Source organism: Rhodopirellula sp. UH5, from assembly GCF_056839225.1.
Map to the genome: position 1 here is coordinate 561446 of NZ_CM166390.1, position 24677 is coordinate 586122.

Here is a 24677-nt window from a genome sequence, read left to right on the forward strand (position 1 = left end):
GAAGCCAAACATCCCTTGCCCAAGAACCATTAAGCAGGTACGCAGGTGTCATCGGGTATGTGAGCCGTTGGCGTTAGCCACGGTTTTCACGCACAACCGGGGCTAACGCCCAAACGGCTCACATGGTTGTGCCAGATCATCTCTGCTCACCTGCTTCACAACCTGGCCTTCTTCGATGAAACCGTGATTCCCAGCGTCCGATCAGGTCAAACGCAAGCGTTGGCAGGCGAATTGGATCGCATCCATCAGTGCGTCGACGTCTCCACGCGAGTTGTAAACGCCGAAGCTTGCTCGCACCGTCGCGCTGACGCCCAGCTGATCGTGGAGCGGCATCGTGCAGTGGTGACCATGCCGGACGAAGACGCCTTTTCGATCGAGCAGTTGGGCCAAATCTTCCGGATGGGCTCCGTCGATCGTGAAGCTGGTGATCGCCCCGCGGTGCTCGATTCCGGGGCCGTAAATCCGCATTCCGGGGATCTCTTGCAAACGGGTGTAGGCGTATTCGAGCACGTCTCGCTCGTGTGCGTGGACCTTTTCCATCCCTAGCGTCGTCATGTAATCGATCGCTGAGCCCAGCGCAATCGCTTGAGCAATCTGGATCGTTCCCGCTTCGAACTTGGCAGGTGACGGTGCCCAAGTCGAGTGATCTTTGTAGACTCGATCGATCATGTGGCCGCCGAAGAGCATCGGATCGGTCTGCTCGAGCAATTCGCGTTTGCCATACAGCACACCAATCCCGCTCGGCCCATACAACTTGTGTCCCGAGAAGGTCAGGAAGTCGATCTCACTGGCGACGACATCGGTTTGCTCGTGCGGGACACTCTGTGCTCCGTCGACAACGATGATCGCTCCCGCGTCGTGGGCCTTTTTCGCGAGCTCCGCGATTGGATTGATGGTGCCCAGCACGTTCGACATGCCGGTGACGGCCAGCACTTTCGTTTTGTCGCTCAGCACTTCGCCGATCCGGTCCATGTCCAAACGGCCATCTTCGGTGAGCGGAAGGAAGCGGCAGGTCGCTCCCGTCTGCAAGGCGAGTTGTTGCCATGGAACCAAGTTCGCATGGTGTTCCATCTCGTTGAGGATGATCTCGTCGCCGGCCTTGAGGTTTCGCTTGCCCCAGCCACTGGCGACCAAGTTCAGCGACATCGTGCAACCAGCAGTGAAGACGATCTCTTCGGAATGCTCCGCGTTGATGAACTGCCGGATCTTCTCACGTGCACCTTCCAATTCTTCATCGACGATCGATCCAAATCGATACACGCCGCGATAGGCGTTGGCGTAATAGTTCTCGTAGACCTCTCGTTCTTTATCGATCACGCACTGGGGTTTTTGCGCGGACGATCCGCTGTCGAGATAGACGAGCGGCAAACCCTTGGGAAGTGGTTTGTGCAGAATCGGGAAGTCGCCGCGAACGGCGTCGATGTCAAGTGGATTCATGATTGGGCCTCTGCCTGGACGGCTAATTCTCGGACTCGCTGGACCATGCTGTACAGCCCGTTCCGCCGTTGCGGGCTGAGGTGCCGCTCGAGACCCAGTTTTTTGAAAACGTCTTGGGCATCGATCGCGATGATCTCCTGTGGTGTCTTGCCGGAATACAACGCCGCGATCACCGCGATCAAACCGTTGACGATGACGGCATCGCTGTTCGCGAGGAATTCCACGGTCGGTGGGGTGGAGTTCTTGATGTCAGCAACCAACCAGACGTTGCTTTGGCAGCCGTGGACACGATTTTCCTCGATTTTGGCTTCCGCGGGCAACTCAGGCAAGTTGAAGCCGAGGTCAATCAAGTAATCACAACGCTCGTCCCAATCGGGCAAGTCCTCGAATTCCTCGTACAATTCGTCGATCGTTAAATCTTGCAATCCAATCTACCTCTGTTTGTGTGGTTGCCTTCCGCTGACCGCATCGTCCGTTCGATGCTTTCGCGGTCTCAGTGGTTGGAACCATGAAGGTCCATCGCCAGGAGCCACGCAAAGACGTTTTTCGCCTTCTTCGCTGCACTCTCGCTCTAGTTTGACGCAGAACCGCTGTTTCCAATAGGTCAGGCGATGCCGGAAAGCTCCGCGGCATTGCCCGTTCGGCGTGATTTGTCTGCACATGCGTCGGGCAAATCGTGGCGACGAGCCAGGTGTCCAGTGGAGTGCCCGCACAGAAGTCGCGTCAGGCAACCTCCAATTCGACTGTTGGGCTTGCTTTAGACTGCGAAATCTTTGCGATTGGCACTCCAACAGCGGATGCAATTTTTCTTCCGGCTTCTGCCTTTCTTCATCCCGGTAGGGATTTCAGATGGTAGCCGGGGGTCGCTGTTAGCAGCGTACCCCCGGAAAACGAGCGTCCCCCAAAATACTCTCCATCCCACCGTGGCCATTGGCCACCGCGGGATGGAGAGTGGCGACGCGGGCGATAGATCCGTCGGTGGCGCGATCGCTTACCGACGGCTACTCTCTGACGTCCCTACCTGGATGAAAACTTGCGCAAGCCAATGCGTTTCACAACATCAAACATTTCGCAGCCAAGGCTTGCTCCAGGTGGGAAGATTCTTCCCCGCCTGAGTTGACAACACCATGGATAACTGTAGAGTGCAGGTAACGGGCTCTTGGGGATGTGTGTGGTCTACACGAAAGGCCGGTCCGTCAACGTGAAATCGCAATTCAAAATGGTGCCGAAAGATGTCCTCCATGGAAAATCGAAGCGTTCGACTTCCCCGTCTCGCATTCGTGGTGCGGATTTTGTTCGCACTGTTCCTGTTCGGGACGGGAATCATGACGATGGGCTTTGGATTGAACGGGTACCCGGTCGATCAAACGCCTGACGAGGTGGGGCAATTCATGATTGCACTTCAGGCAACGGGCTACCTGATCTTTTGGGTGGGCTTGTTCAAGGCCATCGCTGGTGGGTTGATGTTCTTTCCACGCACTGCCCCGCTGGCGATCCTGATGTCGCTGCCATACGCATTCAACATCCTGCTGTATGTGACCTTCTTTGCTCATCAATACTTGGCGATTGGGCTGCCGGATTTCGGGGCGTGTGCGTTTCTGCTTTACTGCTATTCTGATTGGTATCGACCAATCTTTGCGGCACCGACAACGGGTGCGGCTCCTGGTTCATTGGAGGATGCAAATGCAGTTTGATTCGGAATCCTCACCAGGATTCGCGATTGGTCGGGTTGCCTATCTGATTCGATCTGAAATGGCGTCCGTTCTCAAAGGTGTTGGTTGGCCGTTTTCCCCAGAGGAAACGCAGACCTTGATCACCTTGTCCGACGCTGGCGAACCACTTTGCATGAGCGATTTGGCAGCGCACATGATCCGAGATCCGACGACCGTCAAGCGACAATTGGATCGTCTGGTTGAGCAGCAATTTGTCGAGCGGAGCGTGTCGAGTGAAGACGCTCGCATCGTGATGGTCGGTTTGACTCGGCTTGGGGAGAAGCAACTCGCGACCGTCTTGCCGGTGCTGGACGAATTGCGGAAAGCGACGCTTGACGGCGTCTCCAAGACAGAACTCGATGCGACACAGCGGGCTCTTCGAAAGATGCAAAAGAACTTAGCAAAACGTCTTTCAAAGGGTTAACCCGACGAAGCGATTTCTCTTCTGTCTTGCTGAGGCAACCTGAAGCCTGCTGACGCGAATCGCGAATGCAAAAGGCGACTGGCCGAGAACCGTGCGGCCCTGGCTGCTGAAGGTGGGACGATTCACAATTCAATTGGATCTGACTTCTCGCAGAGCGAAACGGAACAACCAATGCCTTCGCTTTTTCCAGTGAAAAGGAGAACGACATGAACGACTCGACGAACAGAACCGCCGTGGTGACGGTGGCGTGGTCTGAGCAAGCGTTGCCAGATCCCAAGTTGAATGCAAGGAAGCCTGCAAAATTTTAGTGCGGTCCGCTGATTGCGATCCGTATCTCGTCCGAAACCTCACTGAGTGAAGATTGATTCCATGGCACAACGCACCACGATGGAACTGGAAGTGATCCGGTCGACGCCGATCACGGAGCATGTGCTTCGCATCACCTTGGGTGGTGAGGGGCTCGCGAGTTTGCCTGTTGATCAGGAGAGTGCTTACGTGAAGTTGTTGATCCCTCAGGGTGATGGTGAACCGCCGCTGAAGAGATCCTATACGATTCGGTACCAGCGACCGACCGAGATCGATATCGACTTTGTCTTGCATGAGTCGCCGGGGCCAGCGTCCAGTTGGGCGATCGATGCTCAACCAGGAGATCGGATCACCGTCGCGGGACCAGGGCCGAAGAAGCTGCTCAACCAGGACGCCGACTGGTTCCTGTTGGCAGGAGACTTGACCGCGCTTCCGGCGATCAGTGTGAACCTACGGCAACTGCCCGACGACGCTGTCGGTTACGCCGTGATCGAGGTCCCCAGTCAAGCTGATATTCAGGATTTGGAGCACCCGGAAAAGGTTGAGCTGCACTGGGAAGTCAATCCGGAACCGAATGTCGACGGATTGTTTTTGGCCTCGAAAGTCCGAGCGTTGCCCTGGTTGGAAGGCCAGCCTGCTGTTTGGGCCGCCTGTGAGTTCAATAGCATGCGGGTGCTTCGAAGTTTTCTGCGAGAGCAAGACAACCTTCCCAACACCCATCTGTACCTGTCGAGCTATTGGAAGCTCGGTCAATCCGACGAAGGGCATAAACAAGCAAAGCGACTCGACAGCGAACAGAGCCCGCTCCCGTAGTGGACGAGGCAACGAGTCCTTCCCTGAGTTCGCGATATCAGGATTCGTTGCCTCATCCACTACGATGTTGGGTCGTCCCTTCGGACGGAAGCAGGACGCGACTGCAGATTGAGACCGTAGTGGACGAGGCAACGAGTCCTTCTCTGGTATGCGGCACCGGGATTCGTGGCCTCATCCACTACGATGTTGTGGTGTCGTTTCGGACGGAAGCAGGATGCGACTGCAGATTGAGACCGTAGTGAACGAGGCAACGAGTCCTTCCTGAGTTCGCGGAGCCAGGATTCGTGGCCTCATCCACTACGATGTTGTGTTGTCCCTTCGGACGGAAGCAGGATGCGACGGCAGACTGAGACCGTAGTGGACAAGGCAACGAGTCCTTCCCCGGTTCGCGGCATCAGGATTCGTTGCCTCATCCACTACGCAATGGCCCGCCTCATGGTCCCCGTTTCTTCCAATGAATAGCGAGCAGCCCAATGAGCCAACGAGATCATCTTCGGCGATTGCCGCGTGAGTACTATCAAGCGGATGCAATCGTGCACTGGACAATCTCGACATTTGAACGCGAGCGAGGCTGGCTGACAGGCGTGTTCCTGTACCGTTTTCGTGAACTGCTGACGCACTCGCTGTTTCGCTATGGCCTGGCTTGTCCTCTGTTTTGCCTCATGCCGGATCACATTCACATGGTTTGGATGGGACTGTGCAAGGGAAGTGATCAGCTCAATGCAATGAAACATTTTCGCCCGCGTTGTGATGAAACCTTGAATCGGATTGGTTTCACGCTGCAGGATCAGGCTTACGATCACGTTTTCAGCGAAGGAGAACGCAGCGAGCCGGAGTTTCGAAACGTTTGTGAATACATTGCTCGGAATCCGGAGCGTGCCGGACTGGTGGAAGCGGACGGGTACGCATCGTACGTTTTCACCGGTTGTCTCGTCCCTGGATACCCTGAATTGCGTCCTTTCGAGTCGGGGTATTGGAATCAATTTGATAAGATCACCTCCTTTCTTCGGAAAGAAGGCATGATGCGCACATAGCCTGAAAACGTAGTGGACGAGGCAACGAGTCCTTCCTGAGTTCGCGATGCCACTTTCCCCGCCCAAATATCTTCAACCTCCCCCTGGGAGGGTCGAGCGAAGCGAGGGGAGGTCGAACCGTGACCTACCAAGCCAGCTTCCAATCCCATTGCCTTCCACTCCGCTGAGAAGCTGCTCCTTGGCTGGTTGTTTACACCCGTTTGTGCTACCAAAGCAACCAGCCAAACATCGTTCCATGACCAACCGAAAGAGCCGCTATGAGTGACACTGAGCCTGAGTCCATCGAGCCAGCGGCGGAATCAAAAACGGAGAACTCGTCAGCCGAGTCTTCGATGAGCGACGTCGCCACCAGCGAATCGAAACCGCTGCGAGTCTGGCCTGCGGTTGTGCTGTTGTTGCTGATGGCGATCGCCCGATTCGTGCCTGCGATGATCGAAGACGCACCGTTGTTCTTGATGATGGTGGCGGTGATCGGGCCGGTGGTTTTAGGGGGATTGATTCTGCTGTGGTGGCTGACGTTCAGTCGTGCCTCCATGAAAGAACGCTTGGTGGGCTTCTTCGGCGCGTTGTTGATTGCGGTTGCGTGCGTCTTGTCGTTGGACAAAACGATGATGGGGCCTGGCATCATCATGGTCGCTGCTCCACTGGGCACGGCGGCGTTTGGCATCAGTGCCGTGCTATTGTGTCGTTGGCAAACTTTTAAACGGACGATCGTCATCTTGCTGATGACGTTGTGCGGGTTTGGCTATTCAACCTTGTTGCGTAGCGAAGGCATGTGGGGGCACTTCGCTCTGGATTTGCACTGGCGTTGGGAACCAACGGCCGAAGAGTTGATGTTGGCCGATCGAGCGGACGCTCCGGCAAGCGTCGAAGCGATCAGGTCGGAGGTTGAAATGGACGAGTGGCTTGCCGATCCACAATGGACTCAGTTCCGTGGCCCAAACCGCGTGAGCCAACAGCACGGGCCTGCGATTCAAACGGACTGGTCGACGAACCAGCCCGAACTCGTGTGGAAGATTCCTGTTGGTCCTGGATGGTCGTCGTTTGCCGTGGCTGGGAACCTGCTGTTCACGCAGGAACAACGTGGCGAACAAGAAACGGTGGTTTGCTACACCGCTGATGAAGGAAAAGAAGTCTGGTCGCAGGAAATTGAGTCGCGATTCTTTGATCCGCTCGGTGGGCCTGGGCCACGAGCCACACCGACGCTTGCTGGTGGCAGCGTTTTTGTTCAAGGAGCGAGCGGGCAACTGCAGCGACTGGACGCCAAAACGGGTGAATCGATTTGGGAAGTCGACGTGCGAGAGGTCGCTGACCGGGAGCCACCGATGTGGGGATTCTCGTCGTCTCCGTTGGTCGTCGGTGGGGTCGTGATCGTTCACGCAGGAGGTGCAGGCGACAAGGGCACGCTCGCGTTTGAAATCGAGTCGGGTGAATCGAAATGGTCCGCCGCGGCTGGCGATCATTCCTACAGTTCGCCGCAGTCGCTGAATCTTTTCGGCGATGACTACGTGGTGATGTTCACTAACGCTGGCATGAACATCCTGGATCCCGAATCGGGCGAATCACGATGCGACTTTGAGTGGAAATTGGAAGGCTACAGTGCCGTGCAACCTCAGGTCATCGCAGGCAACTCGATCGTCTTGGCAACCCAGCAAGAAACGCGGTGTCTGCAACTGACTCAGGCCGACGACGGGTTCACGGTGGAGGAACGTTGGGCGTCGCGAAAGCTGAAGCCTGACTTCAATGATTTCGTGATCCACGATGGGTATGCGTACGGGTTTGACGCTGAAATCTTTGCCTGCATCGACTTGGAATCTGGCCAACGCGAATGGAAGCGTGGACGTTATGGGAAGGGCCAGGTTCTGATGATGGTTGACTCCGGCGTGTTGCTGGTGATCAGCGAACGCGGGGAGGTCGTTTTGCTGGCGGCGAATCCATCGAAGCATGAAGAGCTGGCCAAGTTCGAAGCTCTCGAGGGCAAGACATGGAACCACCCCGTTGTCATTGGTGACCGCCTGTACCTCCGCAATTCGCAAGAGGCGGCATGCTACCGACTGCCGATTTAACCAAGCCGAGCGCCGAAAGGCACTTGGTTTTGATCGTTTTCGATCTGGTTCCGGGACGGTTGGTTGTTTCCGGAGTTGTCACGGGCGTTCGAGTTTTGGTTTTTCTAGAGACGCTTGGTCCAGGCGGCTTGGTGACGTAAACGCCTGCCAGCAATGGGCTTGATGGGGCTCTCGCTGAGCGGTGACGTGCAGGACGGATTTCTGCTTTTCGACCTCGTATCGAACCGGACTCCATTCGGATACAGTTCAGTGTTCAATCACCTCCTAGTGGCCGAGGAAACCATGGCAAAAGTCGATCAACCAGCCCCAAAGAAAGATGAACCGGAGTCGCTTGCCGACCACACGGCAACCATCAAGTCGCAGATTCTCGAACAGATCGGCAGGCCCCCACGGTTGCACCGTGTCGAGGTTTGTCGGCACCACAACGGCAACTACCGGGTCAACATCTGGGAAGAACTGGAACCCATCGGGGAATTCTCTCTGTCAAAGCGGATTCACATCGGGGCGTCTTACTACCTGAAGGTTTCCGATTCCGGCGAGATCCTTCACAGCAATCCGCCTCTGAAGAAACGCAAATTCAAATCGTAAAGTTGTCCTCTCGACCTCCGGCGAATCGGATGTCCTTTGGGATGCCCCGATCAACGGTGGCTTGATTGGATGGAAGAACCATCATGATGATCGAAATCGGCGGAACGTTTGACCTGGAAGTGCTCAAGCGAACCGACTTTGGAATGTTTTTGGACGCCGGGGATCTGGGCGAGATTCTGCTGCCTACCAAGCACACCCCCGACGACCTGAGCGTCGGTGACATTGTCGAAGTCTTCCTGTACCTGGATTCGGAAGATCGCCCGATCGCGACCACTCAGGTGCCCAAGGCGGAGGTGGGCGAATTCGCTTACTTGGAAGTCAAAGAGAACACTCCGATCGGTGCGTTCTTGGATTGGGGATTGGACAAAGACGTCCTGGTCCCATTCGCGGAACAGCATCGACCGATGAGGGTGGGCGACTCCTACCTGGTGTTCCTGTACCTCGACAACCAAGATCGAATCACGGCAACGTCCAAGATCGACAAGTACGTGAGCAATGATCCCGAGCATGGTTTCTACCCGCAACAGGCGGTTGAGTTGATCATCGCCAACAGCACCGAAATGGGCCACAAGGCGATTGTGGACCAGAGTCATTGGGGGCTGCTGTACAAGGATGAGGTGGATCAACGGATCAGCTTTGGCCAGACCATCCAAGGTTTCGTCAAACACGTTCGTCTCGACGGGAAAATTGATCTCAGCCTGAAGAGTGGTCAGCAAATTCGCGACGACTTCAGCCAAGTCATTCAGACCCATTTGGAAGAGAAGGGTGGGTTTGCGGCGGTTCATGACAAGTCGCCGCCGAATGAGATTTTTGATCTCTTTGGGATGAGCAAAGGGCAGTTCAAAAAGGCGATCGGTGCCCTCTACAAGCAAAAAGTCATCGCGATCGAAAAGGATGGGATTCGTTTGCTTTGAGTGGTGCTAATCAGGTACGCAGGTGTCATCGGGTATGTGAGCCGTTGGCGTTAGCCACGGTTTTCACGCACAACCGGGGCTAACGCCCAAACGGCTCACATGGTTGTGCCCGATCATTCCAGCCGACCTGCTTAGCTTGTTTTCTAAGTCGGAAGGCGGTTGCGAGATCGTGTGTCGGGCTCGCTGAGCCGGTTTTCGAACGGTTTCGATGTTTTTTCGTTCTCTCTGTGTCACACTCTCGATGGTGGAGACATGGTAGTGGCGAAAGGAACACTGACCGATGCAACGAAACGAATTCGCGAAACTTGTGCTTGAACATCAAGCCCGGCTAAGGATGTTCATCCGGATGCTTGGTGCGATGCCCGATGCGGTGGATGATTTGGCTCAGGATGCGTTTGTGGTTGCGTACGAGCGAATTGAAACGCTGGACGACATCGACGACGCGGGGCCTTGGTTGCGTTCGATCGCTCGCAACTTGGTGCGAAACGAGTTGCGGAAAACGTTTCGTCGGCGACGCGTCGTCAACGCCTCCCTCAGCGAAGCCATGCTGGCGATGTCCGACGAGCCCACCACTGGCCCGTGGTCCGAGGACTGGTTCGTAGCGCTTCGTGCTTGCGTGGATCGATTGCCCGGTCACGGTCGAGCCCTGGTCAACGGCCGCTACACGCGAGGACAAAATGCGACGCAGTTGGCGAACGAATCGGAGATGACACCAGCCGCGGTGAGGCAGGCTTTGTCCCGTCTTCGCGGGCTGCTGCGGACTTGCGTCGAGACCCGTTTGACGGAGGGAACAACATGAGCGAACAAGCTCGGGAACCCGATTTCGATCGGCAACTCGGACGTTTGCTGGAAGGCGAACTCAGTGATGCGGAAATGGATCAGCTGGCTGATTCGTTGGCGAATGACGATTCGTTGCAGCGGCGCTACCGCGACCAAGTCGAAATGGACGAGGGGTTGGCGATGCTGGTCTGCGATGAACGAGCGGGTGAGCGGTTCGTGCAGTTGTTGGATCAACGACTCGATGCTGAATCGCAGAAGTTTGACTTTCTGCACAGCGTGCTGGATCGTTCCAGTCTGACGGCCGCGCGAGACCAACTCCGCCGCTGGGCTCCGCTGGCCGCTCTCGCGATTGCCGCCTGTTTGGTGGTCGCGTTTTGGATTGGAATGTGGACGGGCCGACATGCCGGGTTGGCACAATCCGGTTCCCTCCCGGGGGAGCGAACCCAGGCGATGGTGACGATCCAATCGGAACCAGCGGATGCTTCCGTGGCGTTGTTGAAACGAGTGGTCAATGTCGAGTGGATGGACGACTCGGCGTTGCGAATGGGCGATTCTGTTTCGTCAAACCAGACGCTGCACCTGAGATCTGGATGGGTGCAGTTGCAATTCTTTCGGGGTGCCGTGTTGACGTTGGAAGGCCCTGCCAAGCTCGAGATTCGCGATCCGAACCGAGTCATGCTGCACGCGGGAAATGCCTGGGCGAGCGTTCCCGTTCCGGCACGAGGGTTCACGGTGCTGACGCCGGAAACCAAAATCGTTGATCTGGGGACCGAATTCGGTGTGTCGGCAAATCCCGGCCAGCGAACCGAGGTTCATGTCTTTGACGGATTGGTGGAACTGCACGATCCATTGGCAGCCGGCGATGCCGAATCACTTCATGAATTGGTCACCGGCCAATCGATGAGTGTGGACGGGAAAGGCAATTCGCGTCCAGAAAGCACTCGCATCGCCAAGATGCCGTCCGAATCGCTGCTTCAACAGAACCAAACCGAACGTCGACAGCAACGGATTGAACGTTGGCAGCGATGGAGTGCTGCGATTCGCAAGGACCCTCGCGTGCTGATTTACTACGATTTCGCGTCGCCGGATCTGTTTGGTTCGGAAACGTCGCCAACGACATTGCCAAACCTTGCTGCTGCCCAAGAGGATTCGGATGGTTCCATCATCGGCTGTGCGTGGTCGGAGGGACGTTGGCTAGGCAAAACCGCGTTGGATTTCAAACGTCCCAGCGACCGAGTTCGCTTTCATCTGGCGGGAGAATACGAATCGATCACGTTGGCGGCATGGGTGCGTGTCGATGGGCTGGATCGGTTGCTGAGTTCGTTGCTGCTGACCGATGGTTGGGACCAAGGCGAAGTTCATTGGCAATTTGATCAGCGCGGGCAACTTGGTTTATCCGTTGGGCAAGTGTCAGGCGTGGCGTGGCGGTACACACCGCCGCTGGTGGATCTGACGCGTCTGGGGCAATGGATTCATGTTGCTTCGGTGTTCGATGGAACCAGCCAAACGGTGCGTCACTACTTCAACGGCCAGCGTGTGCCTTGCGAAGGCGAACTTCAGTACGATGGACCAATCCGAATTGGGGATGCGGAACTGTGCAATTGGGGACGCCCTGTCGACCAGAGTTCTCACGCAATCCGTAATTTCAATGGGCGAATGGACGAGTTTCTGATGCTCGATGATGCCCTGGACGAAGGGCAGATTTTGGAGATCTACCATGCCGGAAATCCCAAGTTCTAGGAGACGTTCGATGAATCCAAGCAAGTCGGGAAGACCGCTCGTCGACCATGGTGCCGACGGTTGTTTGCATTCGGTCGGCTCGGAAATCAGGATGATCCACCACATCGTGGTTGGTGCTGTGATGGGCCTGTTGGCGATGAGTCCGATCGCCGCTTGGGCCGAAAAGGATGTCAAGCGGAGCGATACGGTGCAGGCAACGCCGGAACAGCTTGACTTTTTTGAATCCAAGATTCGTCCGTTGCTGATTGACCACTGTTACGAATGTCACGGGAGGGATTCGCAGGAATCGGAACTCCGAGTCGACACGCTAGGGGGAATGCTGACGGGCGGATTGGCGGGAGCGTCTTTGGTTCCGGGAAAACCCACCAGCAGTTTGTTGGTGACCGCGGTTCGGTATCAAGACAATGATCTGAAGATGCCACCCGACGAAAAATTGTCCGACATTCAGATCGCCGACTTGATTCGTTGGGTTGAAATGGGCGCACCGCATCCCGATTCGGGGACCGTCGGACCGATTGTCCAGCGGGGCGAGGTCGATGTGCAGGAAGGCCGCAAGCACTGGGCATTCCAAACTCCCGACAAAGCCACGCCGCCTGTTGGCGATGCTTCCTCAGACGCTCCGAACCCGATCGATGCGTTTGTGCTGGCTAAATTGCGAGCCCAAGGTTTGCGTCCGAATCCACCGGCGGACAAGCGAACGTTGCTCCGCCGAGTCACATTTGACTTGATCGGTTTGCCGCCGACCCCCGAGGAAATTGACGCCTTCCTGGCAGATGGCTCTCGCGATGCGTTCGCCAGTGTCGTTGATCGATTGCTCGCTTCGCCGCATTACGGTGAACGCTGGGGACGCCACTGGTTGGATGTTGCTCGCTACGCCGATTCGAACGGCCTCGATGAAAACGTGGTTCATGGAAACGCCTGGCGCTACCGCGATTACGTTGTGCGTTCACTCAACGACGACAAGCCATACGACGAATTCGTGGTCGAACAATTGGCGGGCGATCTGCTGGATTCCGATGACGACGTCGAACTTCGCCATGAGCGTTTGATCGCGACCGGGTTTCTCGTCCTGGGGCCAAAGGTTTTGGCGGAGCAGGACGAAGCCAAGATGGCAATGGACATCATCGATGAGCAGATCGACACCGTCGGTCGCAGCCTGCTGGGACTGACGCTCGGGTGTGCCCGCTGTCACACGCACAAGTTTGATCCGATCAGCCACCATGACTACTACGGGTTAGCTGGGATCTTTCAGAGCACCCTGACGATGGACAGTTACAAGACGGTTGCCAAGTGGCATGAGAACACGATTGAAACACCCGAGCAAGCTGCGGAACTGACTGCACACAAAGAAAAGATTGCTGCTCGAGAAAAGCTGATTGCAGACAACGTCGCAGCCGCCAAGTCGAATCTGGACCCGCCAGTGGATTCCGAGGAGAAACCCGGCGAAGTCGAGAAGCGATTCCCGGCGGAGACTCAGGCGGAGCTCAAGACGCTTCGTGAGGAATTGGCCGCGTGGAAGGAGGCAACTCCAGAATTGCCGACCGCAATGGGCGTGACGGATGGCGAGATTGTGGACACCGCAGTCCATCTTCGTGGCAGTCACCTGACGCTCGGCGACGTTGTGTCTCGCCGCGTCCCTGAGGTGTTGGCATTGGACGACCAGCCCGCAATTCCAGATGAACAAAGCGGCCGCCTTCAGTTTGCTCAGTGGCTGACGAATGGGCGTCATCCACTGACCGCCCGCGTGATGGTCAACCGATTGTGGCGGGGGCACTTTGGCAAAGGGTTGGTCAGCACCGTCGACAACTTTGGACTCAAAGGCAGCCCGCCAAGCCACCCGGAGTTGCTGGATTGGTTGGCGGTTCGATTCGTCGAGGAAGGTTGGTCGATCAAGGCGATGCACCGGATGATCCTGTTGTCGCAAACCTATCAACGAAGCAGCGACTTCGATGCGGAAAATGCGGAACTGGATCCCGGCAACCAGTGGTACTGGCGATTCAGTCTTCGCCGCCTGGAAGCCGAAGCGATCCGTGACGGGTTGTTGGCCGTCAGCGGTCAACTTGACCGGACCACGGGCGGGAATCTCATGCAGTACAAGAACCGTGAGTACGTGTTCAACCACACGTCGCAGGACAAATCCAAGTACGATTCGACCCGGCGTTCGATCTACGTGCCCGTGATTCGCAATCACCTTTACGACATGTTTCAATTGTTTGACTACACCGACGCAAGTGTTCTGACTGGTGACCGCAACACCAGCACGATTGCCCCGCAAGCATTGTTCCTGATGAACTCGGAAATGGTCTCTGGCCTGACATTTGCCTTGGCGGATCGTCTGCTGGAAGACGACGCCGACACTTCCCAGCGAATCCGCCGCTTGTATCGGGAAGCGTACGGGCGACCTCCCAGCGACTTGGAGATTTCCGAGGGCGTTCGCTTCCTCTCGCAGTTTGAAACTCTCCTGCAGCGAAACCAGGTTGCGTCCGGGGACAGAGAGTCCGATCCGGAACGATCGGCCTGGCAAGCGTTTTGCCAAGCCGTGGTCTCGTCCAGTGAGTTTGTTTATATCCGTTAGGAACTATCGCGAATACCGCGTCAACCAATGCCGTCCCGCCTACTCCCATCCCTCCTGAGCTGATGCAACTCTCACGACGACACCTCTTGCAGACCACCGCAGCTGGTTTTGGATCGCTCGCGTTGGCATCGTTGCTGGCGGACGATGTCCAAGCGTCCGGCGGCATCTCAGGGGCTCCCGGTTTGGGGACCCCGCATTTCTCACCGAAAGCGAAACGTGTGATCTTTTTGTTCATGAAGGGCGGGCCGTCGCACATGGACACGTTTGATTTCAAACCTCAACTTCAGAAGGACGACGGCAAACCATTGCCATTTGAAAAGCCTCGCGTTCAGTTCGCGCCGACCAGCAACCTGTTGGCTTCGCCTTGGAAGTTCAAGCAATACGGCGAGAGCGGCATTGCCGTCAGCGAATTGTTTCCACATGTCGCGGAGTGTGTTGATGATTTGTGCATCGTCAATTCGCTGCATGGAACCAACCCGGCGCATGGCGGGGCGAGCATGAAGTTGCACACGGGCAGCGACGTCTTCGTGCGGCCCAGCATGGGATCGTGGGTCACGTATGGATTGGGCACCGAGAACCAGAACCTGCCGGGGTTCATCACCATCTGTCCGACGCTGGCCCATGGTGGCACGAAAAATTGGGGCTCGGCGTTCTTGCCTGCCAGCGTCTCGGGGACGCCGATCGGCAATGCCAGCCAACCATCGGATCAAGCTCGCGTGAAGTTCGTGAAGAACGCACGGTTGTCGCTCGAAGCACAGCGGATGCAGCTGGACTTGGCCCAGTCGATGAACCGAGGGTTTCTGGAGACGACCGGTCCGGACTCGGCACTCGAAGCTCGGATCAAGTCCTTTGAGTTGGCGTTTCGCATGCAGACCGAGATGCCGGAGGCATTGGACTTGGATTCCGAAACGGCAGCGACACACAAGCTGTACGGCATCGACAACGAAACCACCGCCGACTTCGGTCGCCAATGCTTGATGGCACGCCGATTTGCCGAACGAGGCGTGCGGTTTGTCCAGGTCACGCATAGCAACACCGAAGTGCAATGGGACCAACACGGCAACCTTCGCAAAGGTCACACCCAGAACGCCGCGGAGGTGGATTTGCCGATCGCGGGCCTGTTAAAAGATCTGAAGGCACGCGGGCTGTTGGACGACACGCTGGTGTTGTGGGGAGGCGAGTTTGGCCGCACGCCAACGTGCCAAGGATCCGGGAATGACGGACGCGACCACAATCCGGAAGGGTTCACGATGTGGATGGCGGGCGCTGGATTGAAGACCGGGATCCAGTACGGTGCGACGGACGAGTACGGGTACTACGCGATCGAAAACAAAGTCCACCTGCACGATTTGCACGCCACGATGTTGCATCTGGTGGGGCTCGATCACGAACAACTGACCTATCGCCACGCTGGCCGAGATTTCCGGCTGACCGACGTCGCCGGCAAAGTCGTCCACGACCTATTTGCGTAGGCACGCAATTTGTTGGTCGTCAATCAGACCAAAGTCTTGTTCGATTTGCGACGACGCCAGGCAAGCCCCGCACCACCGATCGCTAACAGTGCCATCGAAGAGGGTTCTGGAATGGCGGTGACCGAACCATTGAACGCAAATTCCTGAAGGCTATACGTCGTGAGTTGACTTTCGCCGGACGTATCGCTTTGGATGTACAGGCGAAAGTCAATGTACGTTGTGATGTTCTGGAACTTTGGGTCGGCAAGACTGATCGTGGTGCCGGTGAGATTGGCAACGCCGATATCCTCTCGAAATAAATCCAGGCTTGATCTCAATGCGAACTTGGTTGCACCAGATACTCCCTCGCCATCGACGTTCTGATTCCCCACGTAGGTGAAGCTTTCGAGGTCGATTACCGAGTCATTGGTAGGCTCGATGATGAACTCGAAGTAGCGAGTGCTGCCCGCTATCGAACCATCTTGTGTGCGCAAGTCACCCACGACCAATTCATTCTCCCCGACCAGCAGGCTGTATCCGACCCGAGAGACGCCTGCTCTGTAGACATTGGGAGCAGTCACTTGCCCATTCAAATACTCGGCTTCTGTTCCTGTGTTTCCATCGAAAGTGTTACCCAAGATGATTGCAGCGTGCGCCGACGCATCGGCAATCGCCAGGCTGACAACAACGGCGAGTAGAAATCGAGTCACTCTGGATGTTCCGATATCAAAATTGGACGGGACGAGCGTCTCGTCATAATTGGATTCTTACCGACAGTTTTGATCTTATCCGCATTGGGTTCCTTGGGGCAGGGGGCTGTGTTTCCCCACGTGGTGTTGCGTCTCGGGGCCTTGCATAGCCGTTGCTTTTAGTCGACGCGAACATAGTCGACCAGCACACGTGACAATTGCCGCATATCTTCGTTTTCGGAAGCGAAGGGGCCTGTGGTGCGTGCTCGCTCGCACTGGAGCACCGCAAGTCCATGGCGTCCGCTTTCTCGCATTGGTCTGGATCGAACCTCAAGACTCCTAAGAGTAGAACAATTGTCCCCAATTGTTCCGGGAGCCCACCTCAACACGCAAAGCCATCCACGACTTCCGAGATCAGCCAACAGAAATGCCGAGGGAATGGACGTTAGACGACGTGTTGCAAGGTTCTTTACAGAACAGTTTTCCTCGACTGTTCTACTCTGGCAGGATGGAACACGCTGAAATGTTGGGTGGCACCGAACAGTGTTCCAACCTAGGAATTGTGCGGCGTCGAATCGATTTCAGAAGCGGACTTTGCCGCAAAGGGATTGGAGTGGACATCGCCGACGATGACGTTCTGCGAACTGATCCAACTGCGAATTTGTTCTTCGGTTTGATAGCCGACTTGATCGCCCAGTTTTTGTCCGCTGCGGAACAACATCATCCGTGGGATGCCGGTGATGTCGAACTTGCGTGCGAGGTCTCGATTGGCGTTGATGCTGAGAGCATGAATCTCGAAACCTGCCGGCGGATCAGCTTCGATCGCCGCAAGTTCCTCGTCTAAACGGTTGCAGGGGCCGCACGAGGAGGAACCAAACTTCACCAAGATCAGCTTGTCTTGGCCGATCAACTGGTCGAACGATTCTTCGCTGTGCGATCCCGTGATTTCCGACATGCTGCAACCGCTACCCAGCCCGATGATTGCAATGCAGAAAAGCAAACCGATTCGAGTTGAAAACAGGTGGTTCATGGGTGGGAGCTTTCGTGCGGGCTGAGAATCGTGCGTTCACCGCATGGTTGCGGGAGGGGGCGACCATGGTCCTTCCTGGAACTCTTGGTCGCAGATCATGTCATGTCAAATTTTTGGCTACGATCCGAAGCCACGTCCACTTCCAGCCATTCGCGTCACGCCGATCGACGACATCAAGCAGCCACGCGAACATTTGAGGACAAACGTTCTACTCTGTCGCTGAGTCGTTGCGGCGTCGGATGGTGTTCACCACTATTCTGAAAGATCCCGGAGTTGGAGTGTGCCCAACGCGGAATGGTGCGATTCGTGGATGGTGCGTTCCGGATCGCGAGGCAGGCAAGAAAAAAGGCACCCTCACTTTGGTGAGGATGCCTCGGAGTTGGATCGATGAATCCGGTTCGTCGGTCGGCAGTCTATCGGGCCGAATTCTTCTTTGATTTGCGTCGGCGCCAAGCAAGTCCCGCTCCACCAAAAGCAAGCAACGCCATGGAAGAAGGCTCGGGAACGGCGGTGACTTCGTTTATCTGAATGTTGTCGAAAATTAGCCGATTGTCGTTGTCTGCGCCAAAGCGAGTTGTGGTCGTTCCCAAGATAGTAGCTTGGAAACGCTGGCTAAGGGTAAAGTCGACAGGGTCAAGAGAGCCTGCCCCAAGAGTGAAGGAGAAGTTTTGGAACGTCGATGTTGGAGTAAAGTTGTTTACGTAGATCTCCTGGCCAGGCTGAAATAAGTCCGTAATGTATCTCGTTTCTACATTCACGCTTTGCCCGGTAAGCAGGCCCTCGATTCGTGCGTCGAAGCTAATGGTGTAGTCCGAGGCTGACGTTGATGTCGGCGTGTTTGCCATCGTTGACTCCACAAGGTTCCCATTCACAGCAGTAGAGAATGGGCTTGCCCCTGTATCGAAGGCAAGTACGTAGCCATTACTACCTCCGACACCATCCGTATTTGATTTACTAATCGTAGATGGTGCGTCGCCGCCCGTCGCATCAAAGTCCGTCGTGTTTGCCCCTTCAAAATTGAGGTCGTAAATCAATGCCGCTTCAGAGGACGGGAAGGAGAAAACCGTGCTTATCAGCAAGCAAAAAAGGAGGCGAAACATGATGCTTTTTCTCGAGTTGAACTAACGGGTGTGGCACACAACGTTTGTCTGCAGGTGTGTGTCCAACTTAGTTGGGAAACAACTGTATACACGTGCTCACATCGCCTAATTGGGAGACTCTTTTGAGGTTGGCGAGTAGCCCGTTCGGGCTGTGTTCGATTTGAATTCGTGGTTGGCCAAATTCCAAATTCATCGGAGTCAGACGCGTCGCCCTTGTCGCTACTGCCGTTCCGTCAAACGGTGCTGCTCCTTTTCGACGGCCCCATCCGGGGCGGCATGGTGAATTTGCGAACGTTGTCTCGGGGCTTCCACCCCGAGCTAACTACGAGGACTCCTCCGGAGCCATTCATGCCCCTCCGCTACGGAATGGGACGGTCATCGCGAACCAGCGTGCGCACAACTAAGGACCACGTGAACAACGAGTGACGTAGCGGAAGGGCGCGAGCCCTCCGGTTCCGCACCGGGCGGCTTGCGCCACACCGCTAACATCGTCACTTGTTGTTCACGCGTTGCTAACCCGGCAGCAGGCCGAAGGCGGCGGCCAGGAAGGCGGGGCCGTTGAACATGGCGTGGATTAAGATCGCGACCGTTGTGTTTTGGGTCCGATCGAACACGAATGGTAAAACCAGCATCAGCGGCAAGGACAGGACCATCGTCGAAACGCCAAACGGGATGTGGAAGGCGAGCCATAGCAATCCAATGGCCAGCCAACTGTGCCGCATCGTGAGGCGTGATTGCACATAACCCCGCCACAGCAGTTCTTCGCCGACGATGTTCAGCACGAACATGGGCACCCAAAGCAAGAGCAACCAACGGTCGCGACCTTCCAACGGCGACATGTCGATGCACCATGGTTCGGTCTCGACTGGTGGTAACAGATCAAGCCTGGCCAAGTTGCTCCAGGCTGCGAGCAGGAGCCCCGTTCCACCCAGTACCGTGAAAATTCCTGCAGCGGCGTAGTGCCAATCCCGCTGGGTCATCGGATGAACGCGGAGTGACCCAAGCAGCTTCGCGAATGTGTCGGCTCCCTCGCGTCGTGCTTGCCAGACCGCGTAGGCGATCATGGGCGGGAACAATGCGAAGCCGATCAAGTACCAATGCGTCGCCGGGTGAAGTCCGACCTGAGCTCGCAACACCGGAAGCACCCACCACAAAAGCAACACCAGGTACACGAGCGCTGCCAAAAAGATGGCCGCTGCCTGCGAGATCGTCAGTGAAATTTGCCTGCTACTCATTGGGCAACCTCGAAGTCGGCTTCACGCATCCAAACCAATCCTGAGGTTGGCTGGTCGATGCTCGATTCGAACGACTGAAAAGAGGTGCGGGGGTCTCTTCAATGGAACAACACACCGCGAGCGGTCAGGTATCCAACCACAAAGCCAATCGCGGTGAAAACGAGAACGCTGGCCAACCACTGGCCGGTGGAGATGCCTGTTGAGGAAGGCGATGGCGTGAGGGCATCGGGATCCGATTCGGGCGGCGGGGGCGGCGTGACGGTTGAATTGCTGAGCGCAGCGGAGGCCAGCGGGTCGCCAGCTGAGGAGCCGACGTTGTCCCAGCTCATTTCGTCCAGCATGGATTCGCCGAGTGAATCTTCCGGGCGTGGGATACCGGCCGCTGGAATTGCGACGGGTTGCATGCCTTCACCGATTTGAATGGTTCCCGAATCGTTGGTGTCGGCATCCATTGTGGCCCAGGGACTCAGTCGCATCACGACTTCGGCCGCAGTGGTGATCCGCCGGGACACATCCTTTTCCATCATGTCCGCGATTGTGTCGACAAACGCATCACTGAGTTCGGGTGCCTGTTGAGTCGGCTTGAGCGGCATCTCGTTCAAGTGCCGGCGGCATTTCGATTTCGAGTCGCCGCCGGGAAATGGAACCGAACCTGTGCAGGCGTAGTACAGCGTGCAACCGAGCGAATAGATATCGCTGGGCGGTCCGACTTGGTCTGGCGTTCGAATCTGTTCAGGGGACAAATAATCAGCCGTTCCGACCACCATCCCGGCCCGCGGATCGTCATCCGGCCCAAAGGACAACGCGGCCAAGCCAACGTCAGAAACTTTGGCGTGACCGTCGGGCGTGACCATGATGTTGGCGGGCTTCACGTCGCGATGCACCAAACCGGATTCATGAGCGTAGGCGAGTCCGGCGGCGGCTTGGGCGATGATCGACGCGGCTTGTTGCATCGACAGTCGACCGTGCTCGCGAACCAAGCGTCGCAAATCGGTGCCGGGGACATACTCGGTGACCAAGTAATGCACCTTGCCGTCCTTGCCCGCGTCGAAAGCACGCACCAAGTAAGGACTGTCCAGATTTGATTGGAGCCGAATTTCGCGAGCGAAGCTTTCCAGGCTCAACGGGTCCGACTTCTGCAGTGGAAGCACTTTGATCGCGCACTGCCGGCCCATGATCTTGTGCACGCCACCGAAGACTTGCCCCATTCCGCCTTGGCCGAGAAACTCCGTGATGACGTAGTTGCCCAATGTCAACTTGGTTCGTCCAGCCCGAATTTGTTGTGACTGGTAAGGTGTCAAGATTCGATCGCGAACGAGAACCTTGGACATCTCTTCGCAGACCAATTCGGGGTCCAAGCGATCTTCGCTGGCAAGGTTTTGTTTGACCTCTTTGGCGGCGCGTTCCCATTGCTCCGCCTGCAGCAAGTCAGATCGCAGGGCGGCTTCTCTAAAAACGGCGACGGGGGAAAGCGGTTCGCTCATCGGGTCACTTGTTGGTGTCGAAGACGACGCACAAGTGAGTCACGCCGTGTCCCGACGAGGCCCATTCAATCCGGTCGTCTTCGCATTTGACTTCGCCGTCAATCGATGCCTTGTCAATGGCTTGCATCGCAACGGTTTTCGGCGGTGCCGACACGTCTTCGTTGTGATTCCCAAGTGGGCGAGACAAGGGCGAGATCGGATGGGCCAAAGCAACCGGCTGGCAGAAACGAACCACGCCCCGAACCGATTTGCTGGTCGTTTGGATGGCACGCAAGTGCAACACCATGCGGCCATCGTCCAGCTTCCCAGTGGCGACAATTTGGACGCGCATGGTGGATGGCGATGCGTGCATCAACCAAGATCCAGCGGGCACACCATTTCGAATCAGTTGACCGTCGGGAACCTGCAACACCGTCGGAGTGCGCCAAGGTTGCATGGAAGCGTCGATTGGGTGCGGCACGTCAAATCCAAACGCGAATTCGTGCCACGGCGAAAAGCCATCGGTGGCTTCGTTTGTCGGAGGGGCTGCCTCGGCGAGAGGCAGCAAGGTTTCCAGGAAGCGATCTTCGCTGCGGCGATGAAAGCTGTTGCCGTGGGTGGCGACCAGCGTTTGGCACTCGTCTTCCTCATGAACGAATCCAAGTGGAGCGAGGAATCGTCGAGCACTGGTCCGGTGCAGCTTTTCACGCACGATGGCCCTCACCACGGGGCTGGCACCGGGGAACGCCATCCGCAGGACCGGGTGATGGATCCAATCCAAGGGAGCGTTCGCATTTTTCTCAGCGTTGGATGTTCGTGGTAACGCTTCGAATCGGATGCGGTACCGCACCAATCGGCTGCCTCGAACCAATTCAATTTCGGATTGCCACTGGAGCTGTTGCCCGGTGGCCGAATCGGAGGCATCTCCGGAGCTCGCGGTGGGCAGTGCGATCGTACCGGCCATCGCGACAACGCCTCGCGAGACCGAGTTTTCTTTCGTTTGCACCGAGTCGCATTTGGCGACCAAGCCGCTTGCGTTCTTGTCGGCCGACTTCTTTTTGGCGGGCACAAATTCAATTCGAGTCGACAGGCGATTGCCGCGGACTTTGCCGCTATAAACGCCTTGGATTCCACCGTGTTCGGGATTGAGGTTGAGTTCCAAGAACTCGTTGCTCATCCGTTCACCGTCCACAATCGCGCCGGGACCGCGGCTCATCGAACGCCCAAGTTGTTTCGCCCATCGAATCAGGCGAGGGTGATCGCCGCCGGCGGCGGGGACGCCGGTTTGCACGGCGGGTTCAGCCAGCAAGGGTTTGGCCGCAGGGTTGGAACTGGTCCAGCGATATCCCCAAGCAGGAATATCGAGCACCGCGTCGGTGTGGTTGCGAACGGCGTGGGCATGAAAGACGGAACGATTGTTCGTTGGCAATTTGCCTTTGACGAGTACTCGTTGCCGCGTCGGCACACCGCTGTGATTGATGACCAGCACATTGTCGGTTGGTTGGGGATTTGATGTCAAATCCGCAGGTGCTTCGGTGCAGCCGGTCAGGCCGAGGGATTCGGCCAGCCCATGAGTTGGGTCCGTTCGGCGCGGGTTGGCCAGCATCGACAGACCGCTGGCATCGCGACTCGATTGTTGTCGAACCAAGGAAGCGTACCCGGTCGCGGATTGTCGAGCCGCTTTGGCTCCCGCTTGCATGCGATCCGCAGGTGAGGCTTTCCAAGAGGCCGAGGAGCCATGGTGATAGGGATTTTCGCCGTCGATGAAGTATTCGTCGATTTTCCAGAAGCGACCGAGGGCAAGGGTCCAGGTCGCGGCTCGATTCAAATCATTGAAGCTGTCGCAGCCTTCCCCCGGCCAGTGGACTAGCAAGGCCGTCGCGATTTCGCCCGCGTCGATCGCTTCGCCCAAACGCGTTCCGAGCGTTAGGAAGGACGACTCGTTGTTGGCATCCAGAGGCTTGGCCGTGAGCGCCTCAATTTCGTGACCGTTCTCGCCAAGGATCACCTTTGCTTCGTCACCAAAGCCGGTTCCGTTCAGAAAGTCGATGGGCAGCAATCCGCGGCACTGAGTTTGGGATTGCCCATCGTGCTTGTGGCTGGCCAAGGCTGCGACGACTTCCGGTGTGGTGCTGCCGCCCAATCGAGCATGCACGACCATCGGTTGGCCAATCGCTCGCTCTGCCTGATCAATGGATTCACGCAGGGTGCGTTCCATTTCGTCGAGCGTCAGCTCATCGAAACAGATTGAGGGAGCGGGGCCGCCGCCGGCCCACGACATCGCCTCCGCCGCAAAACGCGTTTGGAATTTTTGCTGCACCGTTGCATCGGCATTCAGCACCGCCTCCGCAACGGCTTGATCGACCAACGCGTTGCGGGGTGTCGCCAAGATCGCTTCGGTTGTGCTGGTCGTCGGATCGGGCTGATCTAAAAAACGGTCCAGCGTCGACGGGGTCAAAAGCGTGAGGTCGATCAACGACGGGTCGGACGCAAAGTAGTGGTCGCGTTCTTCCGCGAGAGCGTCGAAGCAATCGTGCAGTGCCGCCGCGGTGGCTTCAGCGTCGTTCCGCGTCCACGCTTCGGCGGCATCGAGAACTCGTGTTTCGAAGTAAACCTGATCGAGATTGCTGGTGTAGCGAAGCCGGCGGGTCAGCACCTGAATTTGCCACCACGTGTAGCCGAGTGCGAAAAAGTCGGCGGGGCCGATCTCGCGGCCGTTTTCCGTCACCAGGCGGATGTCATCCAGCAGCGAGGCTGAAAGATTGGGCCAATCCGCGTTGGGCTCCTTCTTCAACGTGCTCGAGTCACCGAACCAATTGGATTCGATTGACGAATCAATCAGAGCCAATGCGTCTTGGCGACTGCGGCAACGGATTCGGATTTCGCGGTGCGTTTCCTGTTCAATCGTGACGCACCGGTGCTCTGCATCGGACTGCGGCAAAGAATCGCGAACGGAGGCGGTCAGTTTGGAAATGCTGGCTTCCGGCACCAGTAACAGACGAGTGGGTCCCTCGTGGGAGGGGCTGTTGTCTGCTGTTGGGGAGGATTCGGTCGATTTCGAATGGCTGCCGAGAGGAGTCGGCGGCGATGGCAAATCGTCGGCTCGATGCCAGGTGGGGACGCGTCCCACCTGAGAGAGAAGGCGAGGGTGCCAAGCAGCGGTCAACGTGCCCAGCAGGCTCTGGGCGGCGTTATGATCCAACCGGGAAGGGAAATCTTCGATCGTGCTGCAAGGAATTAGGACGCAACATTCGGCAAAGGACGGCATGAGCGACTAAAATTTGACGTGAAGGAGCGAAAAGGGGATACTAGCGGTTTGG

General features: G+C 56.8%; 19 protein-coding genes. 11 read left to right on the forward strand and 8 right to left on the reverse strand.

Annotated features, from left to right (window positions below; all coding sequences use genetic code 11):
• Window positions 1-201 precede the first annotated feature (201 nt).
• Window positions 202-1437, reverse strand: a complete 1236-nt coding sequence (locus tag UH5x_RS02045; RefSeq protein WP_482634534.1) for an aminotransferase class V-fold PLP-dependent enzyme — start codon at window positions 1435-1437, stop codon at window positions 202-204.
• Complete coding sequence (locus UH5x_RS02050; RefSeq protein ID WP_047813116.1) at window positions 1434-1862, reverse strand: SufE family protein; 429 nt, start codon at window positions 1860-1862, stop codon at window positions 1434-1436. Before UH5x_RS02050 ends, UH5x_RS02045 begins: the two co-directional genes overlap by 4 nt.
• Window positions 1863-2669: 807 nt before the next feature.
• Here UH5x_RS02050 and UH5x_RS02055 point away from each other — a divergent pair.
• From UH5x_RS02055 to UH5x_RS02105, 11 genes are all read left to right on the forward strand, one after another.
• Window positions 2670-3131, forward strand: a complete 462-nt coding sequence (locus UH5x_RS02055) for a hypothetical protein (protein WP_482634535.1) — start codon at window positions 2670-2672, stop codon at window positions 3129-3131.
• Window positions 3121-3573, forward strand: a complete 453-nt coding sequence (locus tag UH5x_RS02060; protein ID WP_482634536.1) for a MarR family winged helix-turn-helix transcriptional regulator — start codon at window positions 3121-3123, stop codon at window positions 3571-3573. Before UH5x_RS02055 ends, UH5x_RS02060 begins: the two co-directional genes overlap by 11 nt.
• 354 nt (window positions 3574-3927) lie before the next feature.
• The gene (locus tag UH5x_RS02065; protein WP_482634537.1) at window positions 3928-4692 is read left to right on the forward strand and encodes a siderophore-interacting protein; all 765 of its coding nucleotides are present in this window, start codon (window positions 3928-3930) and stop codon (window positions 4690-4692) included.
• Between the two features lie 473 nt (window positions 4693-5165).
• Complete coding sequence (locus UH5x_RS02070) at window positions 5166-5726, forward strand: hypothetical protein (RefSeq protein WP_047813119.1); 561 nt, start codon at window positions 5166-5168, stop codon at window positions 5724-5726.
• 257 nt (window positions 5727-5983) lie between these two features.
• A complete protein-coding gene (locus UH5x_RS02075; protein ID WP_482634538.1) occupies window positions 5984-7792 on the forward strand; it encodes a PQQ-binding-like beta-propeller repeat protein in 1809 nt (602 codons plus the stop codon).
• A gap of 282 nt (window positions 7793-8074) precedes the next feature.
• Window positions 8075-8380 carry a hypothetical protein gene (locus UH5x_RS02080; protein WP_236696027.1) on the forward strand — a complete coding sequence of 102 codons (306 nt, stop codon included), beginning with the start codon at window positions 8075-8077 and terminating at the stop codon, window positions 8378-8380.
• An 83-nt stretch (window positions 8381-8463) separates the two neighbouring features.
• Window positions 8464-9294 (forward strand): CvfB family protein, encoded by an 831-nt coding sequence (locus tag UH5x_RS02085; protein ID WP_083434779.1) that lies wholly within the window; start codon window positions 8464-8466, stop codon window positions 9292-9294.
• 280 nt (window positions 9295-9574) lie between these two features.
• The gene (locus tag UH5x_RS02090) at window positions 9575-10093 is read left to right on the forward strand and encodes a sigma-70 family RNA polymerase sigma factor (RefSeq protein WP_482634539.1); all 519 of its coding nucleotides are present in this window, start codon (window positions 9575-9577) and stop codon (window positions 10091-10093) included.
• On the forward strand, window positions 10090-11814 hold the full coding sequence (locus UH5x_RS02095; RefSeq protein WP_482634540.1) for a LamG-like jellyroll fold domain-containing protein: 1725 nt from the start codon (window positions 10090-10092) through the stop codon (window positions 11812-11814). The genes UH5x_RS02090 and UH5x_RS02095 overlap by 4 nt, the downstream gene beginning before the upstream one ends.
• Window positions 11815-11950: 136 nt before the next feature.
• A complete protein-coding gene (locus tag UH5x_RS02100; protein ID WP_482636106.1) occupies window positions 11951-14389 on the forward strand; it encodes a PSD1 and planctomycete cytochrome C domain-containing protein in 2439 nt (812 codons plus the stop codon).
• 62 nt (window positions 14390-14451) lie between these two features.
• Window positions 14452-15861 carry a DUF1501 domain-containing protein gene (locus UH5x_RS02105; RefSeq protein ID WP_482634541.1) on the forward strand — a complete coding sequence of 470 codons (1410 nt, stop codon included), beginning with the start codon at window positions 14452-14454 and terminating at the stop codon, window positions 15859-15861.
• Between the two features lie 23 nt (window positions 15862-15884).
• Here UH5x_RS02105 and UH5x_RS02110 read toward each other — a convergent pair whose 3' ends face one another.
• The 6 genes from UH5x_RS02110 to UH5x_RS02135 all read right to left on the reverse strand — a co-directional run bounded on the left by UH5x_RS02110 (window position 15885) and on the right by UH5x_RS02135 (window position 24559).
• Entirely contained in the window at window positions 15885-16550 is a 666-nt protein-coding gene (locus UH5x_RS02110; protein WP_047813125.1) for a PEP-CTERM sorting domain-containing protein, read from the reverse strand.
• A gap of 532 nt (window positions 16551-17082) precedes the next feature.
• A complete protein-coding gene (locus UH5x_RS02115) occupies window positions 17083-17559 on the reverse strand; it encodes a thioredoxin family protein (RefSeq protein ID WP_482634542.1) in 477 nt (158 codons plus the stop codon).
• A gap of 413 nt (window positions 17560-17972) precedes the next feature.
• Window positions 17973-18659, reverse strand: a complete 687-nt coding sequence (locus UH5x_RS02120) for a PEP-CTERM sorting domain-containing protein (RefSeq protein ID WP_482634543.1) — start codon at window positions 18657-18659, stop codon at window positions 17973-17975.
• 512 nt (window positions 18660-19171) lie between these two features.
• Window positions 19172-19894: a CPBP family intramembrane glutamic endopeptidase gene (locus tag UH5x_RS02125; RefSeq protein WP_482634544.1), complete on the reverse strand. Its 723-nt coding sequence runs from the start codon at window positions 19892-19894 to the stop codon at window positions 19172-19174.
• 98 nt (window positions 19895-19992) lie between these two features.
• The gene (locus UH5x_RS02130) at window positions 19993-21378 is read right to left on the reverse strand and encodes a serine/threonine protein kinase (protein ID WP_047813128.1); all 1386 of its coding nucleotides are present in this window, start codon (window positions 21376-21378) and stop codon (window positions 19993-19995) included.
• Between the two features lie 4 nt (window positions 21379-21382).
• Window positions 21383-24559 (reverse strand): hypothetical protein, encoded by a 3177-nt coding sequence (locus UH5x_RS02135; protein WP_482634545.1) that lies wholly within the window; start codon window positions 24557-24559, stop codon window positions 21383-21385.
• Between the last annotated feature and the right edge of the window lie 118 nt (window positions 24560-24677).